Origin of the sequence: Gilliamella sp. Nev5-1 (assembly GCF_001690895.1) — a bacterium.
Classification (GTDB): Bacteria; Pseudomonadota; Gammaproteobacteria; order Enterobacterales; family Orbaceae; genus Gilliamella; species Gilliamella apicola_C.
Genome location: NZ_LZHO01000040.1, coordinates 20996 through 39981 on the forward strand (window position 1 = coordinate 20996; position 18986 = coordinate 39981).

An 18986-nucleotide genomic window follows, 5' to 3' on the forward strand; every position below is an offset into this window, starting at 1 on the left:
GTTAACCGAAGAATATAACAAATTTTTCCTATTTCTGAAACGGAAAACAAGCTATTTGCAACGACAAAAATGGTTTGTAAATAAATCTTTTAATTAAAACAGATCGTTATTGCATAAAAAGCGCGATCTTTCACAAAAAACAGCCAAATAAAAACTTCAATAAAATCAATAGCTTTTCTGACGCACTTTTACAAGGTGCGATAAAGAACAATTGTTTTAAGCATCACCTGATTTTAACGAAACCACAAATCTTGCACCACCAAGCGGGCTGGTTACAACAAAGGCTTTGCCATCATGAAATTCTGCCATTAATTTTACATAAGCTAAACCAAGCCCATAACCACCGGTTGAGCGGGTTCGACTAGTATCAAGCCGAGCAAAAGGCATAAAAATCTTTTCACGCGCATCAAATGGAATTCCGGTACCATCATCATCAATCTCAAAGATGACTTGATTTCCTTGTTTAGTGATATTTAAAACTGCTTTATGTGCTGCATATTTAAAGGCATTTAGTAACAAATTTTTAACAATCGTTTCAACTAAATTAGTATCAATTATCGCTTGCACATCTTGGCAATTACAAGTGAGTTCAAATCCTTTTGGCTTAAATAATGTGAGTGATTGGCAGATTTTGTCACCCCACGCTTTTAGCGATACGGACGTTAGGTTTAGTTCAATATTACTTTGTTGCATTTTGAAGTAATTTAAACTAGCCGTAATTAATGTTTCAAGTTCGTTAATATCATCACTCATGCCTTTTTGTAAAAGTCGTTTTTCTTGCTCGTCGTTAGACTCTTCCAGCATACTAAGTTCAAATCGCATACGCGCAAGCGGTGTGCGTAATTCATGCGCCATGGCATGAGATATCGTTTGATTAGTGCTCACTAAGTGTTCTATATGCGTTCCCATATTATTTAACACATTAGCAAGTGGCTTAAATAACCAGCCTTTTACATTTTCAGTTCGTGCTTTTAAATTACCTTGCCCAAGCTGTTCGGCAGTTTGTCTAATATTGACTAGATCTTTCCAAACCGCACTAAAAGCCAGATAAATTAAAATAAAAAAGATGATTGCACTAAATAATGCCCAAATAATCAAAAATAGGGTTAATGACATGGTGTTGGATGCCAAAATATCCCGCACAACTATTGGGCCTAATTGGAGCAAATGCTCATCTTTTACATCAATATAAACGACCTCTTTGTCGCTATCATAAGAAAACCCAAGCTTTGCTAGCTCGTCAAGCACCACTTCGGATAACGGAGTATTTACAGACAGTACTTTGATAGGATAAGCAAAATAGGGTTGTAGTTCGTTAACCACTTCTTGAAGAGGGCGATCTTTATGCTGGTTGATTTGCATACGAATAAGGTTGACCGTGCCACGCTGAGATTCTCGAAACACAATATGATCATCTGGTATATCCGTTAATGAAGAAGGTAATGAATCAAATACAAGTAAAGCACCATAAGCAATAATACTTTGTAGCAGTAGTAAGATGACGAGATAGAATATAATTCGGCGATTAAAAAATAGCGGTTTAGCTAATAGTTGGCTCAATGGCTGTCTCCTTCTCGCATAAATAAATACCCCTTTCCTCGAACTGTTTTAATGCGTGATGGGTTATCTGGATCATCGAGTAATTTACGTCGAAGCCTTGAAACTCGAGCATCAATTGAACGATCGCTACCATCAAAATCGATACCTCTGACCTGAGAAAAAATGTCATTTCGAGATAAAATGATCCCTGCATTATGCGCAAGCAACCATAACAGATCAAATTCCGCAGTGGTTAAATCAATTTCTTGCTCTTGCAGTAGTACTTTGCGATTTTCACCATCAATAACTAAATTATCAAATATAAGGGTTTTATTGTTGTGTGGCACAATCCATTCTTTAGTATGCTCTTTATCCGTTTCTATCTGTTTTCGGCGGAATAAAGCCCGTATTCGTGCCAACAATAATCTTGGCTCAACAGGTTTTGCCAAATAATCATCGGCCCCTAATTCAAGCCCAACAATTTCATCAATATTATCTTCGCTAGCCGTCATGATGAGAATATAGTTAGTAAACCATGTACGTATATCACGACAGATATCAAAACCCGTTTTTTCAGGAAGCATGACATCTAATATCACCAAATCGGGATTAAGTTGTTGAATTTTTTCTTCGGCTCCTTTACCACTATTATGCCATTCCACAAGGTATCCTTGGCGAATTAGATAAACTTGAATCAAATTGGCTAGCCGTTGATCATCTTCAATGATTAATATACGTTCACTCATTATGCGCTCTTAATTGCGTAGCTGATATTTAGAGGTGCCTCATTATACAGACATTTTATTGGCCGTTACAAAACATATACAAAGAGTCTACAAAGTTTATTGCCACTCTATGAGAAAATCTGCGCCAATATTTATAAATAAACTAGTTTTATATCAAATCAATATGGATGCTTTTTCATCAATAACAAATTCCCTTTCTTCTCCAAATTATACACAACATAAGACGCCAATTGTCTTGTGTGATTTTGATGGAACCATTAGTGTAAAAGATGTGACAGATACATTACTGAGCCACTTTGGGCAAGCTGGTTGTGATGAACTTGAAGAATTGTGGGTAAGTGGCAAAATTGGCTCTCAAGAATGTATGAGCAAACAAATTGCCTTAATGGATGCAAGCCTCGATGAACTCAATGAAGTCTTATCTCAAATTGAAATTGACGCGGATTTTAAATCTTTTATTAATTACGCCGAACAAAACAATATTCCTGTTCACGTGGTTAGCGACGGGCTAGATTATGCAATTGAGTTTATTTTAAAACGTCATGGCATTGCGCGTTTACCTATTTTCGCCAATAAATTGATGCATAATGATTTGCGCAGTTGGCGTCTAGAGTTCCCTTATGCGAATAAAGACTGTATTAAACAAAGTGGCAATTGCAAATGTCATCATGTTAAAAAACAGCAATATTTTCCGCAAATACTCTATGTCGGCGATGGCACATCAGATTACTGCGTATCACATCATGTTGATTTTGTGTTTGCCAAAGATAAACTAGTTAATTATTGCAAAGAAAATCATATTAATCACTGCAAAATTACCAGCTTCGCAGAGGTAACCACCGCATTAAAACAGGCTAAACATGCTGTTATCCCCGTCACAATGGTAAAATAACAAGGAATACTAATGAGTACAATTCAAGATTTATCTTACTTTTTACCTGGAAACAGAAATGGCGTGTTATTAATTCATGGTTTAACTGGCACCCCGAATGAAATGCGAATTTTGGCCAATGGCTTACATAAAGCAGGATTTACGGTTTATGCAATCCAACTCGCTGGGCATTGTGGCACCGAAGAAGATCTGTGTAAAACAACATGGCAAGATTGGTATAAAAGCGTGCAAGATGGTGCTGATTATTTAGCGCAGCATGTGGATAATATCTTTGTTGCTGGACTATCAATGGGGGCACTCCTTGCGCTCAAACTGGCAGTAGATAGACCTGAACAAATTAAAGGAGTTGGCGTATTAGCGCCCACATTTTGTTACGATGGTTGGAGTATGCCATTTTGGGCAAAAAAACTGTTTTTCTTACTTGTTTACTTTAAAAAATTGGGTATTTTTCAAAAACAGGTTTTCATTGAACAACCACCTTATGGGCTTAAAGATGAGCGCATTCGTGCGGTAGTCTCTGAAAGTATGTTAAGTGGTGATGCCGCCTCAGCAGGGCTTGCGGGTAACCCTTTTCCGGCTCTTGCTGAGATGCAGTTATTAGCAAAACATATGCGCAAGCAATTACCCAAAGTCATTTCGCCTTGCTTAATTATGCATTCTGGTAATGATGATATCGCCAATATAGAAACTAATGCAAAATTGGTTGAAAAACAGGTGTCAGGACCAACAAAATTGGTAGTATTAAATAATAGCTATCATTTAATTACCATCGATAGCCAACGCCGTGAAGTGATTAAGGAATGCGCCTCGTTCTTTGATAATATAGCAGAAGGAATAAAAGCATAATGTCACCATTAGTTATCATACTTTGGGTTTGTAATATCTGTTTTGATACATTAGGGCAAGTCGCTTTTAAATTTGCAGCCATCGCACCCAATAATCGTGATGGTTGGTATTACTGGCTCGATTTATCTAAAAATAAGTGGATTTGGGTTGGGATTATATCCTACGTTGCTGAATTTTTACTATGGTTAGCCTTTTTAACCTTAGTTCCTCTTTCTCAAGGGGTGTTACTTGCTTCATTTAATATCATTACTATCATGGTGGTTGGGCGCATTATTTTCAAAGAACTACTAACTATTTATCGCTTAATTGGAATGCTATTAATTACTGCTGGTGTCGTTTTTGTAGGGATGTCTTAATATGGCTAGATTCTATGTTATTGGTTTTTCTGTATTGCTCTTTTTTGACACAATTGCGCAATGCAGCTTCAAATTGACGGCTATTGAGGCTCAACCGCTAGAAATGAGCATTGAATGGCTAATTCGCGTATTTACTAATCCTTGGATTTATATCTCAATAGCGGGGTATATTCTAACTTTCTTTACTTGGATGACGCTATTAAAAAAAGCGCCAGTAGGCCCAGCTTTTGCCGCATCACACTTTGAAGTCGTTACGGTGATGATTGCGTCAATTTGGTTATTTAATGAACAAATCACCTTGTTCAAATTCGTTGGCACCATACTCATTGTTTCTGGAATTCTATTTTTAGCTATCGCTGAAAGTAAATTGGCTAAACAAGAATCCAGCAATCAAACCCACTAAAAATAATTACTCAAAAAAAGCAGGGTTATACTCAAACCTGCTTTCCTTGAAATTTTTTATAACGACAATGCTAATGCGTTTAGTAATGTCAAATTTAGCTGATGCTGTTCTTGTTGCCACTCATTTAGCTTTTCAGATGAAATAATGGGTTGCTTATCTAATGAGCTTAAAAAACGCTTAAACCAACTCGATGGCTGCCATATTGATAACTCACCAGTGATATCACTACCAACAATGCGTTGTTTAATTGAGGAAATCGTATCTAATAAATGGTAAGTTTGCAACTGACCTTGATCCCAATTAGTGTGGATCACCTCTTCGCTTAATACATCTTTATCAATCGATAAGTAAATGGGCTGGGCACAATGGTATTGTTCCGATAAAAAACTGGCAATGAGATCATCTGGCGATTCAAAATATCGAAACGCGTGAGCCAAACCGATTTTTCTCGCCCAAGCGGTATTCACGTTTAAACTCCAGTAAGTGAGCTTTTTATGAAAAAGCGGTGCCCATCTATTTTCCCAAAAATGAGTAAGCCCAATATCATTAGACGTAATTCCAAGCACATGTACATGACTCACAAAAGGCAAACTTGCCACATAGCTAACCCATGAACCACAATGAATGCCAAATAAATAACGCATATTATCTGGGTGATTATCAAAAACCACAACTTGAATTGGATTTTCGGCTGAATATTGTTTAGCGAGATTTTCAATTAATAATAACGAAATATGGTGATAATCGCCACTGCCTATAAGTACCGTGCCATAATTTTCAGGTAAAGATTGTTCTAGTAATAATTGAAATTGTTTGAATTTTTTTTCACTACAACCAAAGCGAATACTCTCTTGCCAGTTATTAACATCAATTGTTTTGGCATCATTAATCTGACCGACGCTGTGATCAAAATTGAGTATAATTGGGGAGGTCATGCTACTTTCTCCTTGTCACTTTCAAAATGACCAATGAATTTGCGTAATATCACCCGTAATAATGGATTTCGGATATAAACTAAATGCTTTGATAATGTAAAACTAGCGCCAAGAGAGGCTTTAACTTCTGGATCAGTCCAACCGGCAATATAATGACTAAATCCTTGCTGTAGCGCATATTCAAGATTAAAAAACCAACTAACATAGTAGAGGTTTAACTCTCTCGCTTTGGGATAAACCATGCCAATATATTTATCTACCAACATATTGTTAACAACAAAACAGATATTATAACCGACTAATTGATCATCATCATAATAAGTAACAATATGCGCATTTCTCGTTTTACTCTGTAATAACTGCGTAAAAAAGGGTTTGGTAAGTAAATCAAAATGCACTTCGCTTTGCTGATAGACATTAAGATAAAGTTGATAATACTCATCTAAAACAGCATCGTTAAAAAAAGATTCATCACCACTATGCAAAACCTTGATACTCAGTTTTTCGCGTGAGCGTAGTTTACGTCTGAAATTTTTACGGCGACTATAAGAAAAACGCGATAAAACTTCATCTAAGTTTTTAAAATCAATCGGCACCCAAGCTAATGCTTGACCTTCTACTTCGATAAATCCTTGTTCTTTTAAGGCTGAAATAAATTGTGTTGAATATTGATTATCTTTTTTACTCAATAAAGGAGATGCAGACGGTATATCTTTGATAATCATAAAAGGATATTGCTTCGCATAGGCTTTTTTAAGATTATTCGCCAACTCATTAGCATCAACATCATTAGTCAACAACGCATTTTCAGAAACCGTCGATCCCACAAAACAAGTTTTGGGTTGTAACCAGTGACGCCATTTTTTTGAAAATGGTAATTTCTCGATTTTATTTTTAAAATTGTCATCAGCAGTAGTAAGTAAATCGAACTTAGCAGAAAAAACAGGCACACCATCTTCACTCAACCAAGCTGAAAAATCTTGTGGTGGATGAGTTAAAAAATTGTCGATTAATTCATTCGGTTCTAACTGATTGATGTATTTCATAACAATATAACGAGTAATTGATTCAATTCGATAAGAAGCCCCGCCAATAAAATTGACGGGGAATGATTAAAGTTCTTTTTTAGCACGTGTAATAAGTTGATCGAGTAATTCAATACCTTGATCAATCTCTTGACGAGAAATATGTAACGATGGAGCAAAAGTAATGACATTTTTGTAATAACCACCAATATCAAGTACTAAGCCCATTTTTTTACCATTCCAATCAAGATCACCTGACATACCAATATCAACCATCTTATCAACTAAAGCTTTATTGGCAGTAAAGCCATCTTCAGTACAAATTTCAGCACGAAGCGCTAAACCTAAGCCATCAACTTCGCCGATCTCTTTGTGTTTCTTCTCAAGTGTTTTTAAACCTTCTAGGAAGTAAGCACCACTCTCCATGACCATTTTTTCGTAATCGGTTTCAGAAGTCATTTTTAACACTTCAAGACCAACTGCTGTACCAAGTGGATTTGAGGCAAAAGTTGAGTGAGTTGAACCAACTGGGAATACTTGTGGATTAATTAATTCTTCACGTGCCCATAAACCGCCTAGTGGATTAAGTCCATTAGTTAATGCTTTAGCAAAAACCACAACATCAGGTTTGACATCAAAGTGTTCAATTGACCAAAGTTTACCTGTACGGTAAAAGCCCATTTGGATTTCATCAACGACTAATAAAATACCATACTGATCTAACACTTTTTTAAGACCTTTAAAGTAATTACGCGGTGGCACAATATAACCACCTGTTGCTTGTAAAGGTTCGGCATAAAACGCTGCATATTCCGCTTGTCCAACTTTTGGATCCCAAACACCGTGGTATTCGGTTTCAAATAAACGCGCAAATTCAGCCACCAAATGTTCACCATATTCTTCTGCTGTCATGCCTTTGGGACGGCGGAAAGGGTATGGGAATGGAACAAACATAGCACGATCGCCAAAATGACCATAGCGACGACGATAACGATAACTTGATGTGATAGATGAAGCGCCTAAAGTACGACCATGGTATCCACCTTGGAAAGCAAACATTAATGATTTACCACCCGAGGCATTACGAACTAATTTTAATGAGTCTTCAATACATTGTGAACCACCTACATTGAAATGTACTCGACCTTCGTAACCAAAGCGTTTTTCCATACCTTGCGCAATGGTTTTAGCTAATTCAATTTTAGTTGGGTGCAAATATTGGCTGGCACATTGTGGTAAGATATCAATTTGTTTTTTTAGAACGTTGTTTAGACGTTCATTAGCATAACCAAAGTTACATGCTGAATACCACATTTGTAGATCTAAGAAAGCTTTGCCTTCTTTGTCGTACATGTAGCTACCTTCACAACCATCAAAGATTTTTGGCGGTTCAACGTAATGAACAGTGTCACCAAAAGAACAATATTTTGCTTCATCTGCTAACAAAGTCGCATCATCAGGACGACTGTTAATCATTTCTAAAGTTGGTTTACTCATAATTATCTAACTAATCCATATTCAAACACGATAAAATGTGGCATTATTATTAAAGAAAATGGATTGTAACAATGTACGATTAGTGTATAGATTTTGTGACGATAACCCTGAGAGGCAAAATTATTGCAATAATTGTCTTGAGTCATATTGCGAGAAGTGGGTATCAGAATGAAAAATTTAAGCTGCATAATTTCAATCTTATCAATGTTTCCTTTAGGCTATACTCAAATTGCATCAGCCGATCCCACATCATTAGGTATCGGCTTAGGCTGGTCTAATTCACCCTATAAGAGTTATCGCTCAAGCTTCTATCCTATTCCTCATATTGATTATGATAATGGTTCCTTTTTTATTGATGATCTCTCTACCGGTATTTACGCATTAAACGACGACAACCAAAGTCTATCATTTGGTGCTCGCTATCTTGCTAATGAATTTAAACCTCATGATGCTAACAATCGCATGCTAAAAAAATTTAACAGCCGTCACTCTACTTTATTGGCAGAAGTAAATTACGATATCATTACAGATTGGGGGATTTTTTCAAGCAGTATTGGCGCTGACGTTCTTGGTAAAAGTCACAGTATCTTAGTGAATACTGACTATACCGTGCCTTACATACAAGGTAATTTAATTGTCGCACCCACGATTGGTATAAATTGGGCTAATAGTAAACATAATACCTATTATTATGGCGTTTCTCATAAAGAGTCTTCACGTTCAGGTTTGCGTTATTTTAATTCAAATAGTTCTGTTACGCCTTACTTTGAAATTGGTGCACAATATTCTTTAACCGATAATATTGCTACTTTCGGTGGTATTCATATTGATGAACTGACAGGTAATGTAACTCACAGCCCTATGATTGATAATAATGTAACAACCTCAATTTATGCAGGTGTATCTTATAATTTTTAATTCATAAACATCGATACTGACAATGAAAAGATAACGACTTGTTACTCACTATCAGTTAGTATCAGTTTAAACAAAATAAAATCTTCATCACAAAATTCAGGAAATAGAAAAGTATGCTTTGGTTTAAAAATGCCATAATTTATCAACTTAATAGTGACACGCTACTTAATAAAGATGCGATAGAAAAAGCCTTAAAATCTCACCCTTTTACTCCCTGCGGTAATTTAGATACCACAAAGATGGGATGGGTTTCGCCTTATCATGATAATAATCAAGATGATTTGATTGTCGATATGCAAGGGCATTTATTATTACGTATCAAAAAAGAAACCAAAATATTACCAGCTCCCGTCATCAAACAAGCGCTATTAGAAAAAATTGATAAACAAGAGCAAGCACTAAGTAGAAAGCTCAGTAAAAATGAAAAAGCCACTTTAAAAGACGAAGTTATGATTGATTTGATGCCAAGAGCATTTAGTAAATATAATCACTATTGGCTATGGATCGATATGCACAATAAACGCATTATTGTTGATTGTAGTAGCTTTAAACAAGCTGAAGATATTTTAGCAATTTTACGCAAAGAGCTTGGTTCACTAGCATTAACGCCATTGTCTATTGACAAACCACTTGAACAAATCATGACTACATGGGTTAAAGAAAATCTGAATTTTCCACCATTTGTATTAGGCGATCAGGCCGAACTTAAAGATACCCTTGAAGGTAATGGGATTATTAGTTGTAAAAATCAAGATATCACCAGCGATGAAATGCGCGTCCATTTTGATTCAGGGAAATGGATAACTAAGATTAAAATTATTGATGAAAGAGGCATAAGCTTTATCATTAATAGCGATTTAACATTTAAACGAATTAAATTTGATGCTATTATTTTAGACGAAAATGAAGATATAGGATCAGATGAATTTGATAAAAAACTGGAAGCAGACTTTTTTATTATGGCTAATACATTAGCCAATACAATTGATGACTTTTACCTGACAATTAACAAAATTATTTGATAAAACTATTTAAAAATTTTCATATCATGATGGCAATAAATATAGCTTTGCCTATTATCTATGCTATACTAGCGTCAGATTATGTGTAGCATAATTATATAAAAATAAGTAATTGTTCTTTTTATTTGAAGTAAATTTTAAGCAACAAAAAACTAAACATCGTCTATAACAACATATAAGTTGAGGCAATAAAATGAAAAAAACAACCCTAGCTCTAGCAATCGCAGTTGCAAGTTTAACAGCCTCTGCAGCTAACGCAGCATACGAAGACAACACTTTTTATACAGGTGCTAAATTAGGTTGGTCAGAGCTTTATAAATTAGATGCAAATAAAGTTCGTATTTCAGATCACTTTGGCATCAGCACTTCAGATCGTAGCAATGTTGCTGGCGGTGCTTTCCTTGGTTTCCAAGCAAACCCTTATTTAGCTTTTGAATTAGGTTACGACTGGTTAGGTTCAGCTAAATATAAAAGATCTTACCGTTCTGCTGGAAAAAGCTATGACGTTGGTCATAGTAAAGTTTCCGCTCAAGGTGTATCTTTAACAGGTAAATTAAGCTATCCAATCGTTGACGGTCTAGATATTTATGGTCGTGCAGGTGGTATGGTCACTATCGCTAAATGGAAAAACGGTGGATTGGTTAAAAAATATGACGCGCTTAGTCATGGCACGAAAACTGATCTATCCCCAGTTTATGCATTAGGTGTTGATTATCGTTTCGACGAAGACTTCTCTACTCGTTTAGAGTACCAATACGTTCACAATATTCATACTAAACCTGGCGCATCTCCAGATGCAGGTACTGTGAGTTTAGGTATTACTTACCGTTTAGGTTCACCAGCTATAGTTGCTCCTGTTGAATTAAAAACTGAAGTAAACCGTTACGTGTTAAATGAAGATGTTCTATTTGCTTATGCAAAAGCTGACTTAAAAGCTGAAGGTCGTCAAGCATTAGACAACTTACTTACAAATCTAGTTAAGATCAAACCAACTGAAAGTGCTATCGTAGTAATTGGTCATACTGACCGTATTGGTTCAGTAAGCTACAACCAAAAACTATCAGAACAACGTGCTAATTCAGTAATGAAATACTTAGTTGCCAATGGCGTGCCTTCTCACGTTATCAGTGCACGAGGTATGGGCAAATCTCAACCAGTTACTGGCACTAAATGTAATGCGCTTCGTGGTGCTAGCTTAAAAGCTTGTTTAGCCCCAGATCGCCGTGTTGAAATTGAAGTTAAAGCACTTAATGAAAGAGAAGTTGAAGTAATTAAATCAACAAAATAATCTTTGTTTCTTAACTTATTGATTAAAACCCAGTTAAAAGCTGGGTTTTTTTATCTATCTTTTTTGTTAACAACTAAATTATATATCACCTTAGAACTACAAATTATCCACAAAAAAGATTATAATGCTTTACGATATTGTTAGTAAGAAAAGTTGAAGGAGTTGCCGTGCCTACCGCTATTTGGCAAGATTGCCTTTCGCAATTACAAGAAGAAATCCCTACAACGGAATTCAATTTATGGATTCGCCCGTTGCAAGCGGAAATGGTCGATAATAAACTCTATATTTATGCGCCAAATAGGTTTGTCCTAGATTGGGTAAAAAATAAATATTTACCCACCATTAACCAATTATTAAATAAACTTTTTAATGATGATTCTCTAAAATTATTTCTTGAAGTTGGCTCAACCATATCCACTGATAAAAAAGCCCAAAGTAGCCAACGTAAAGCAGATGTTGTGCCTGCTTGGAAAACGACAAAGGAAACAAAGAATAATCATGTCTACCATTCAGGTATCAACCATAAACATACTTTCGATAGCTTTGTTGAGGGTAAATCAAATCAGCTTGCAGTGGCCGCAGCCAAACAAGTCGCTGAAAATCCAGGCAAAGCTTATAACCCTTTGTTTTTATATGGTTCTACCGGTTTAGGTAAAACGCACTTATTACATGCAGTTGGTAATCAAATAATGGCAGAAAAAAACAATGCCAAAGTTGTCTATATGCATTCAGAACGCTTTGTGCAAGATATGGTAAAAGCGCTACAAAATAATGCGATTGAAGAGTTTAAAAATTATTATCGCTCAGTCGATGCATTACTTATTGATGATATCCAATTTTTTGCAAATAAAGAGCGATCGCAAGAAGAATTTTTTCACACATTTAACTCTTTATTAGAAGGCAACCAACAAATTATCTTAACCTCTGATCGTTATCCAAAAGAAATTAATGGCGTTGAAGATCGCTTAAAATCGCGTTTTGGCTGGGGGTTAACCATCGCAATAGAACCGCCCGAGCTTGAAACTCGAGTGGCAATTTTAATGAAAAAAGCAGAAGAAAATAAAATAAAATTGCCCGAAGAAGTCGCTTTTTTTATTGCTAAACGATTACGTTCCAATGTTCGTGAGTTAGAAGGGGCACTTAACCGAGTCATCGCTAATGCTAATTTTACGGGGAAAGCTATTACCATTGATTTTGTTAAAGATGCCTTAAAAGATTTGCTAGCTTTACAAGAAAAACTGGTTACTATTGAAAATATACAAAAGACGGTTGCCGAATATTATAAAATTAAAGTATCAGATTTACTTTCTAAACGCCGTTCTCGTTCTGTTGCAAGACCAAGGCAGGTCGCTATGGCGCTTGCAAAAGAGCTTACTAATAAAAGCCTGCCTGAAATCGGTGATGGCTTTGGTGGCAGAGATCACACAACGGTATTGCATGCATGTAGAAAGATTGCAGAATTAAAAGAAGAAAGTAATAATATAAAAGAAGATTACTCCAATTTAATTCGAACTTTATCAACTTAACAAAGAATCAATACTATGAAATTTATTATCGATCGTGAAAAACTGATTAAACCATTGCAGCTTGTCAGTGCACCTTTGAGTAGTCGCCCTACACTACCTATTTTGGGTAATTTACTATTACAGGTGAGCGATAACACGCTATCAATGACGGGAACTGATCTTGAAATAGAGATGATATCGCATATACCATTAGTTGAACTAAGTGAACCTGGTGCAACAACCGTGCCAGCTAGGAAATTTCTTGATATTTGCCGAAACCTACCTAATAATGCTCAAATTTCAATAAGTGTCGATGATAATCGATTGATGATTCAATCAGGTCGTAGTAAATTTTCTTTATCCACACTGCCCGCTAGCGATTTTCCTAATTTAGAAAACTGGCAAAGTGATATTGATCTTTCCGTTCCACAAAAAACTATAAAACGGCTAATTGATGCTGTTCAATTTTCTATGGCTAACCAAGATGTAAGATATTACTTAAATGGTATGTTATTTGAAATTGAAGATGGATTATTAAAATCAGTTGCAACAGATGGGCATCGATTAGCTTTATGTGCACAGCCTATTGAGCAAGATACTAAAACTTCTTGTTCGGTCATTTTACCAAGAAAAGGGGTGCTTGAGCTTGCTAAACTGGTTAGTGATAACGACGAATTAATCACTATGCAAATTGGTAATAATAATTTGCGTGTTAACCTTGGTGACTTCACTTTCACATCAAAACTGATTGATGGAAGATTCCCCGATTACAAACGCGTATTACCACGCAATCCCGATAAACCACTTGAAGTATCCTGTGATGAGCTTAGAAACGCCTTATCACGTGTTGCGATCTTATCTAATGAAAAATTCCGTGGAATTAGGCTTCATGTCCATAACAATCAAATAAAAATTACGGCAAATAACCCCGAACAAGAAGAAGCAGAAGAAGTCATTGACGTCAAATATGCATCATCAGAGCTTGAAATTGGCTTTAATGTAACCTATTTACTTGATATATTAAACACATTGAAATGTGATAGCGTACAACTGTTATTAACTGATGCAACATCCAGTGTACAAATTGAAGATATTAATAATCAATCCGCCACTTATGTTGTTATGCCAATGCGCTTATAATCAACCACATCTAACTTTCCGGTTTCGGCCGGAATAATATAAGCATATGACTCTTTCAAAAATCCAAGTTCATCATTTCCGTAATATTGCTTATGCACAACTGTCTTTATCGCCACACTTTAACTTTATTGTTGGTGACAATGGAAGTGGGAAAACCAGCTTGCTTGAAGCTATTTACATGCTTGGCCACGGGCGTGCATTTAGACATACACAATCCAATCGAATTATCCAGCAAGAGCAACCTGAACTTGTGTTATTTAGTGAAATAAAAAACACCAACCAACAGGTTCATTCAATTGGTCTTGCAAAATCACGTAATAGCAATAATAAAATCAAAATAGATGGTGATGAAGGCTTTCGATTAACCGATTTAGCCAAATTATTACCCATTCAATTAATCACACCAGAAGGGTTTGATTTATTGACAGGGGGGCCCAAATATCGTCGTGCATTTATTGATTGGGGATGCTTCCATCATTATCCTGAATTTGTTTATTTATGGAATAATTTAAAGCGACTATTTAAACAGCGAAATGCATTATTAAAGCAATCCCAGAATTATAATCAATTATTACATTGGGATAAACAAATCGTACCTATTGCTGAAAAGATTAGCAACATTAGGGCAAATTATTCGCAACAAATTTTTCCTGAAATTATTCAAACTTGCATGGACTTTTTACCTGAATATCACCTTAGTTGCCACTATTATCAAGGTTGGGAACATGACACTGATTATGCTGAAATATTAAACAAGCACTACGAACGAGACAAGCTGCTTAACTACACATCAGTAGGGCCACATAAAGCTGATATTCGGTTACGTGTCAGCAATATTCCTGTTGAAGACTTATTATCCCGCGGTCAATTAAAGTTATTAATGTGCGCTTTACGTTTAGCTCAAGGCGAATATTATTCAAAGCAAAATACTCAATCTTGTGTTTACCTAATTGATGATTTTGCCTCTGAATTAGATAACCACAAACGAGAGTTATTAGCCAAACGTTTAAAATTAGCCAATTCACAAGTATTTATTACCGCAGTTAACCAAGAACAAATTACCCATATGATCGATGAAAATGATAAGATTTTTCACATAAAATCTGGTATAATTTCGTAAATTTATAGAATGATATAAACAATCAATTAAGTCGAGAAATCCATGTCTAATTCTTATGATTCTTCTAGCATTAAAGTACTCAAAGGACTTGATGCTGTCCGTAAACGTCCAGGTATGTATATTGGTGATACTGATGATGGCACAGGACTTCACCATATGGTTTTTGAAGTGGTAGACAATGCCATTGATGAAGCATTAGCGGGTTATTGTCGCCATATTGAAGTCACTATCCATCCTGATAACTCCGTTTCTGTGCGTGACGATGGTCGTGGCATTCCAACTGGAATCCATGAGGAAGAAGGTGTTTCAGCGGCTGAAGTTATCATGACTGTATTACATGCTGGTGGTAAATTCGATGACAACTCATATAAAGTCTCTGGTGGCCTGCATGGCGTTGGCGTTTCAGTGGTTAACGCTTTATCAGATAAATTAGAATTAGTTATTTACCGTGAAGGGAAAATTTACCAACAAATTTATCAATTAGGCGTACCACAAGCCCCTCTTAAAGTTATTGACGAAACCACTGAGTCAGGAACCTATGTCCGTTTCTGGCCAAGCCCTGAAACATTTACTAATATTGAATTTGTTTATGAAATATTAGCGAAACGACTACGTGAATTATCGTTCTTAAACTCAGGTGTATCAATAAGATTACTTGATGAGCGAACAGGCAAAAGTGAGCATTATCATTATGAAGGTGGTATTCAAGCTTTTGTTGAATACTTAAATAAAAATAAAAACCCTATTCATCCGAAAATATTCTATTTTAGTACTGAAAAAGATAACATTGGTGTCGAAATTGCATTGCAATGGAACGATGGCTATCAAGAAAATATCTACTGTTTTACTAATAATATTCCTCAACGAGATGGGGGAACGCATTTAGCTGGTTTCCGTGGTGCAATGACGCGCACATTAAACAATTATATGGAATCTGAAGGGTACAGCAAAAAAGCGAAAATTAGTGCCACAGGCGATGATGCGCGTGAAGGTCTCATCGCGGTTGTATCAGTTAAAGTCCCAGATCCTAAATTCTCATCACAAACCAAAGACAAATTAGTCTCATCAGAAGTTAAATCTGCGGTTGAATCCGTCATGGGTGAAAAATTAGCAGAATATCTTCTTGAAAACCCAAGCGATGCCAAGATTGTCGTCGGAAAAATTATTGACGCAGCAAGAGCGCGAGAAGCCGCTCGTAAAGCGCGAGAAATGACACGCCGTAAAGGCGCTTTAGATTTAGGTGGACTACCGGGTAAACTTGCCGATTGCCAAGAAAAAGACCCAGCGCTATCTGAACTCTACCTAGTGGAAGGGGACTCTGCGGGTGGCTCGGCCAAACAAGGACGCAACCGCAAAAATCAAGCAATTTTACCGCTAAAAGGTAAGATATTGAACGTCGAAAAAGCCCGTTTTGATAAAATGCTTTCATCGCAAGAAGTGGGAACGTTAATTACTGCATTAGGTTGTGGTATTGGCCGTGATGAATATAATCCAGATAAAATGCGTTACCATAGCATTATTATCATGACCGATGCCGATGTCGATGGATCACATATTCGTACTCTATTACTAACGTTCTTTTATCGCCAAATGCCAGAAATCATAGAGCGTGGCTATGTTTATATTGCACAACCGCCTTTATATAAAGTCAAAAAAGGCAAGCAAGAGCAATACATCAAAGATGATGAAGCAATGACGCAGTTTCAAATTGCTTTAGCCCTTGAAGATGCCTCATTACATGTTAATGACCATGCCCCTGCACTTGCAGGCGAAGCGTTAGAAAGACTCATTGCTGAATATCAAAAAGTCGAAAAACTGATTACCAAAATGGAGCGTCGTTACCCTAAAGCGCTACTTTCTGAATTGGTTTATCATGACGTATTAAACGAAAGTATTTTACAAAACCATCAGCAGGCTGAAAATTGGGCAAAAACCATTGTTGAAAAATTATCGAACAAAGAGCAACATGGCAGCAGCTACCTGTATTCAACTGAATATAATGAAAAAACACAATTATATGTGCCAATCATTAAAATCAGAACCCATGGTGTTGATACACATTATCCATTAGATCAAGTCTTTATCCATAGCAATGAATACCGTAATATCTGCCACCTTGGCGCACAATTAAAAGATCTGCTGGAAGAGAGTGCCTTTATTCAACGCGGTGAGCGTAAACAGCCAGTTGAATCTTTTGAAGAAGCCGTTGATTGGTTAATTAAAGAGTCTCGTCGTGGCTTAACTATTCAGCGTTATAAAGGTCTTGGCGAAATGAACCCTGAACAATTATGGGAAACCACCATGGATCCAACCAGTCGCCGTATGTTACAAGTCACCATCAAAGATGCAATTGAAGCAGATCAATTATTTACAACCCTTATGGGCGATGAAGTTGAACCTCGACGATTATTCATTGAAGAAAATGCCCTTAAAGCAGCTAATTTAGATTTCTAAATATTACTGCTATAAAAAACCAACAGAAAAACCAGACGCATGTCTGGTCAGATTGATGACAAACCTCGATATAATTCGGGGTTTATTTTTTTATTTAAACCATAAATAGGATTTTTAATTTGGATTTTATTAAATAAATTAAAAAATAGCTTAAAAAAACGTAACAAAAATAGCTTTATCGCTATTTTCTTGATATTTTGAGCCGTTGCGGCCAATAAACACTGCATTTGAACCTGCGCTCTTCCTCTAAATCGTGCATAGCGATGTCCGTGATGTTGTTTAGCATCAGCAAAGCTGCGCTCTATCGTTTCTTTTCGCCGAGCATAGACTTTTTTACCCCACTGACTTAAACGAATCTCGTTGGCTTTCTCTTTATCCGCTTCCCAGATATGCCGTGTGATGACTTTCTGTGTATTTTTACTCTGTGTACACTGTGACAATAACGGACAGATTTTGCAGGTTGTTGCATCAGAATGATAATGACGATAACCTTCCCTGCTGGTAGTTTTATATATTAATGTTTGCCCGTTTGGGCAAGTATAAGTATCGTTTTGACTGTTATAAATAAACTGCTTTTTTCTGATGGGATTCGCACCATGGGTGGGGCGGCGATAACCCAACACCGGATATATCTGCTCTGCCAGCAGTAAATGGCAAATGGGAGCCGTAAAATAACCCGCATCAAGACCGACACCAACCGGATTAAAGCCAAACCGCTCTAGCTGGCGTTTTAATCGAGCCATGTAAGGCTGGGAATCATGGATATTTCCAGCTGTGACATAGGTATCGGTAATTAAATTATGTTTGCCATCAACCGTTCGGTGATCTAAGTAGAAGAACCCTTTAGGCTTGCCTTCCCGATGCATAAAGCCACTGTCCGGATCTGTTGTACTGACTTTAACCTCCTTGTATTTCTCTACCGTCGATGGCTTTAAGGCTTTTTTCCGTTTAATTCTCTTTCTGCGTTGATGGCTTGATTAAGCGCATCAATATATTGACTGGGCTCAACAATACGCTGCTCATTACCTGCTTTGCCTTTATTGGCATTTGCTTTTAGGTGAGTACTGTCCGTATATAAAACCCGACCACTTATCAACCCTTTGGCAATGGCCTGCTCAACAATATTATCAAAAATCTGTTGATAGATTTCACTGTCATTAAACCGACGGCGACGATTTTGACTAAGTGTTGAGGCGTCAATCACTTTTTCGGTTAATCCCATTCCCAGAAACCAGCGGTAAGCTAAATTGACCTGAATTTCCTGAACCAGACGACGTTCACTGGGGATACCGAAAAGATA

At 36.6% G+C, this 18986-nt stretch carries 16 protein-coding genes and 1 pseudogene; 11 read left to right on the forward strand and 6 right to left on the reverse strand.

The genetic code is table 11. The features are described from left to right. Positions 1–216: 216 nt before the first annotated feature. On the reverse strand, positions 217–1560 hold the full coding sequence (locus A9G41_RS06145; protein ID WP_065582136.1) for an ATP-binding protein: 1344 nt from the start codon (positions 1558–1560) through the stop codon (positions 217–219). After that, positions 1557–2285: a response regulator transcription factor gene (locus A9G41_RS06150; protein ID WP_065582135.1), complete on the reverse strand. Its 729-nt coding sequence runs from the start codon at positions 2283–2285 to the stop codon at positions 1557–1559. Before A9G41_RS06150 ends, A9G41_RS06145 begins: the two co-directional genes overlap by 4 nt. Positions 2286–2394: 109 nt before the next feature. On the opposite strand from A9G41_RS06150, the gene A9G41_RS06155 reads away from it, so the two are divergent. From A9G41_RS06155 to A9G41_RS06170, 4 genes are read left to right on the forward strand one after another with little or no spacing between them, the layout of a single operon-like run. Next, on the forward strand, positions 2395–3177 hold the full coding sequence (locus A9G41_RS06155) for an MtnX-like HAD-IB family phosphatase (RefSeq protein ID WP_218057738.1): 783 nt from the start codon (positions 2395–2397) through the stop codon (positions 3175–3177). A gap of 12 nt (positions 3178–3189) precedes the next feature. Further along, positions 3190–4023: an alpha/beta hydrolase gene (locus A9G41_RS06160; protein WP_065582134.1), complete on the forward strand. Its 834-nt coding sequence runs from the start codon at positions 3190–3192 to the stop codon at positions 4021–4023. Continuing rightward, complete coding sequence (locus tag A9G41_RS06165; RefSeq protein WP_065582133.1) at positions 4023–4379, forward strand: EamA family transporter; 357 nt, start codon at positions 4023–4025, stop codon at positions 4377–4379. The genes A9G41_RS06160 and A9G41_RS06165 overlap by 1 nt, the downstream gene beginning before the upstream one ends. A gap of 1 nt (position 4380) precedes the next feature. Then, the gene (locus A9G41_RS06170) at positions 4381–4782 is read left to right on the forward strand and encodes a DMT family transporter (RefSeq protein WP_065582132.1); all 402 of its coding nucleotides are present in this window, start codon (positions 4381–4383) and stop codon (positions 4780–4782) included. 56 nt (positions 4783–4838) lie between these two features. Here A9G41_RS06170 and A9G41_RS06175 read toward each other — a convergent pair whose 3' ends face one another. The 3 genes from A9G41_RS06175 to A9G41_RS06185 form a co-directional block, all read right to left on the reverse strand. Next, positions 4839–5717: an arginase family protein gene (locus A9G41_RS06175; RefSeq protein WP_065582131.1), complete on the reverse strand. Its 879-nt coding sequence runs from the start codon at positions 5715–5717 to the stop codon at positions 4839–4841. Next, positions 5714–6763, reverse strand: a complete 1050-nt coding sequence (locus A9G41_RS06180) for a GNAT family N-acetyltransferase (protein ID WP_065582130.1) — start codon at positions 6761–6763, stop codon at positions 5714–5716. The genes A9G41_RS06175 and A9G41_RS06180 overlap by 4 nt, the downstream gene beginning before the upstream one ends. 66 nt (positions 6764–6829) lie before the next feature. Next, complete coding sequence (locus tag A9G41_RS06185) at positions 6830–8239, reverse strand: aspartate aminotransferase family protein (protein WP_141675190.1); 1410 nt, start codon at positions 8237–8239, stop codon at positions 6830–6832. A 168-nt stretch (positions 8240–8407) separates the two neighbouring features. Between A9G41_RS06185 and A9G41_RS06190 the strand changes: the two genes are divergently transcribed. The 7 genes from A9G41_RS06190 to gyrB all read left to right on the forward strand — a co-directional run bounded on the left by A9G41_RS06190 (position 8408) and on the right by gyrB (position 17686). After that, positions 8408–9157: a MipA/OmpV family protein gene (locus A9G41_RS06190; protein WP_065582129.1), complete on the forward strand. Its 750-nt coding sequence runs from the start codon at positions 8408–8410 to the stop codon at positions 9155–9157. A 113-nt stretch (positions 9158–9270) separates the two neighbouring features. Continuing rightward, positions 9271–10179 (forward strand): recombination-associated protein RdgC, encoded by a 909-nt coding sequence (locus tag A9G41_RS06195; protein WP_065582128.1) that lies wholly within the window; start codon positions 9271–9273, stop codon positions 10177–10179. Between the two features lie 193 nt (positions 10180–10372). Then, the gene (gene ompA, locus A9G41_RS06200) at positions 10373–11467 is read left to right on the forward strand and encodes a porin OmpA (protein WP_075539450.1); all 1095 of its coding nucleotides are present in this window, start codon (positions 10373–10375) and stop codon (positions 11465–11467) included. 167 nt (positions 11468–11634) lie between these two features. After that, positions 11635–12993 carry a chromosomal replication initiator protein DnaA gene (gene dnaA / locus A9G41_RS06205; RefSeq protein ID WP_065582126.1) on the forward strand — a complete coding sequence of 453 codons (1359 nt, stop codon included), beginning with the start codon at positions 11635–11637 and terminating at the stop codon, positions 12991–12993. 15 nt (positions 12994–13008) lie between these two features. Then, positions 13009–14112, forward strand: coding sequence for a DNA polymerase III subunit beta (gene dnaN, locus A9G41_RS06210; RefSeq protein WP_065582125.1), 1104 nt, complete (start codon positions 13009–13011; stop codon positions 14110–14112). A 46-nt stretch (positions 14113–14158) separates the two neighbouring features. After that, complete coding sequence (gene recF, locus A9G41_RS06215) at positions 14159–15232, forward strand: DNA replication/repair protein RecF (protein WP_065582124.1); 1074 nt, start codon at positions 14159–14161, stop codon at positions 15230–15232. Between the two features lie 42 nt (positions 15233–15274). Further along, a complete protein-coding gene (gyrB, locus tag A9G41_RS06220; protein ID WP_075539451.1) occupies positions 15275–17686 on the forward strand; it encodes a DNA topoisomerase (ATP-hydrolyzing) subunit B in 2412 nt (803 codons plus the stop codon). 47 nt (positions 17687–17733) lie between these two features. On the opposite strand, the pseudogene A9G41_RS06225 reads toward gyrB, so the two are convergent. Then, positions 17734–18986, reverse strand: a pseudogene (locus A9G41_RS06225) (IS1182 family transposase); the annotation flags it as partial.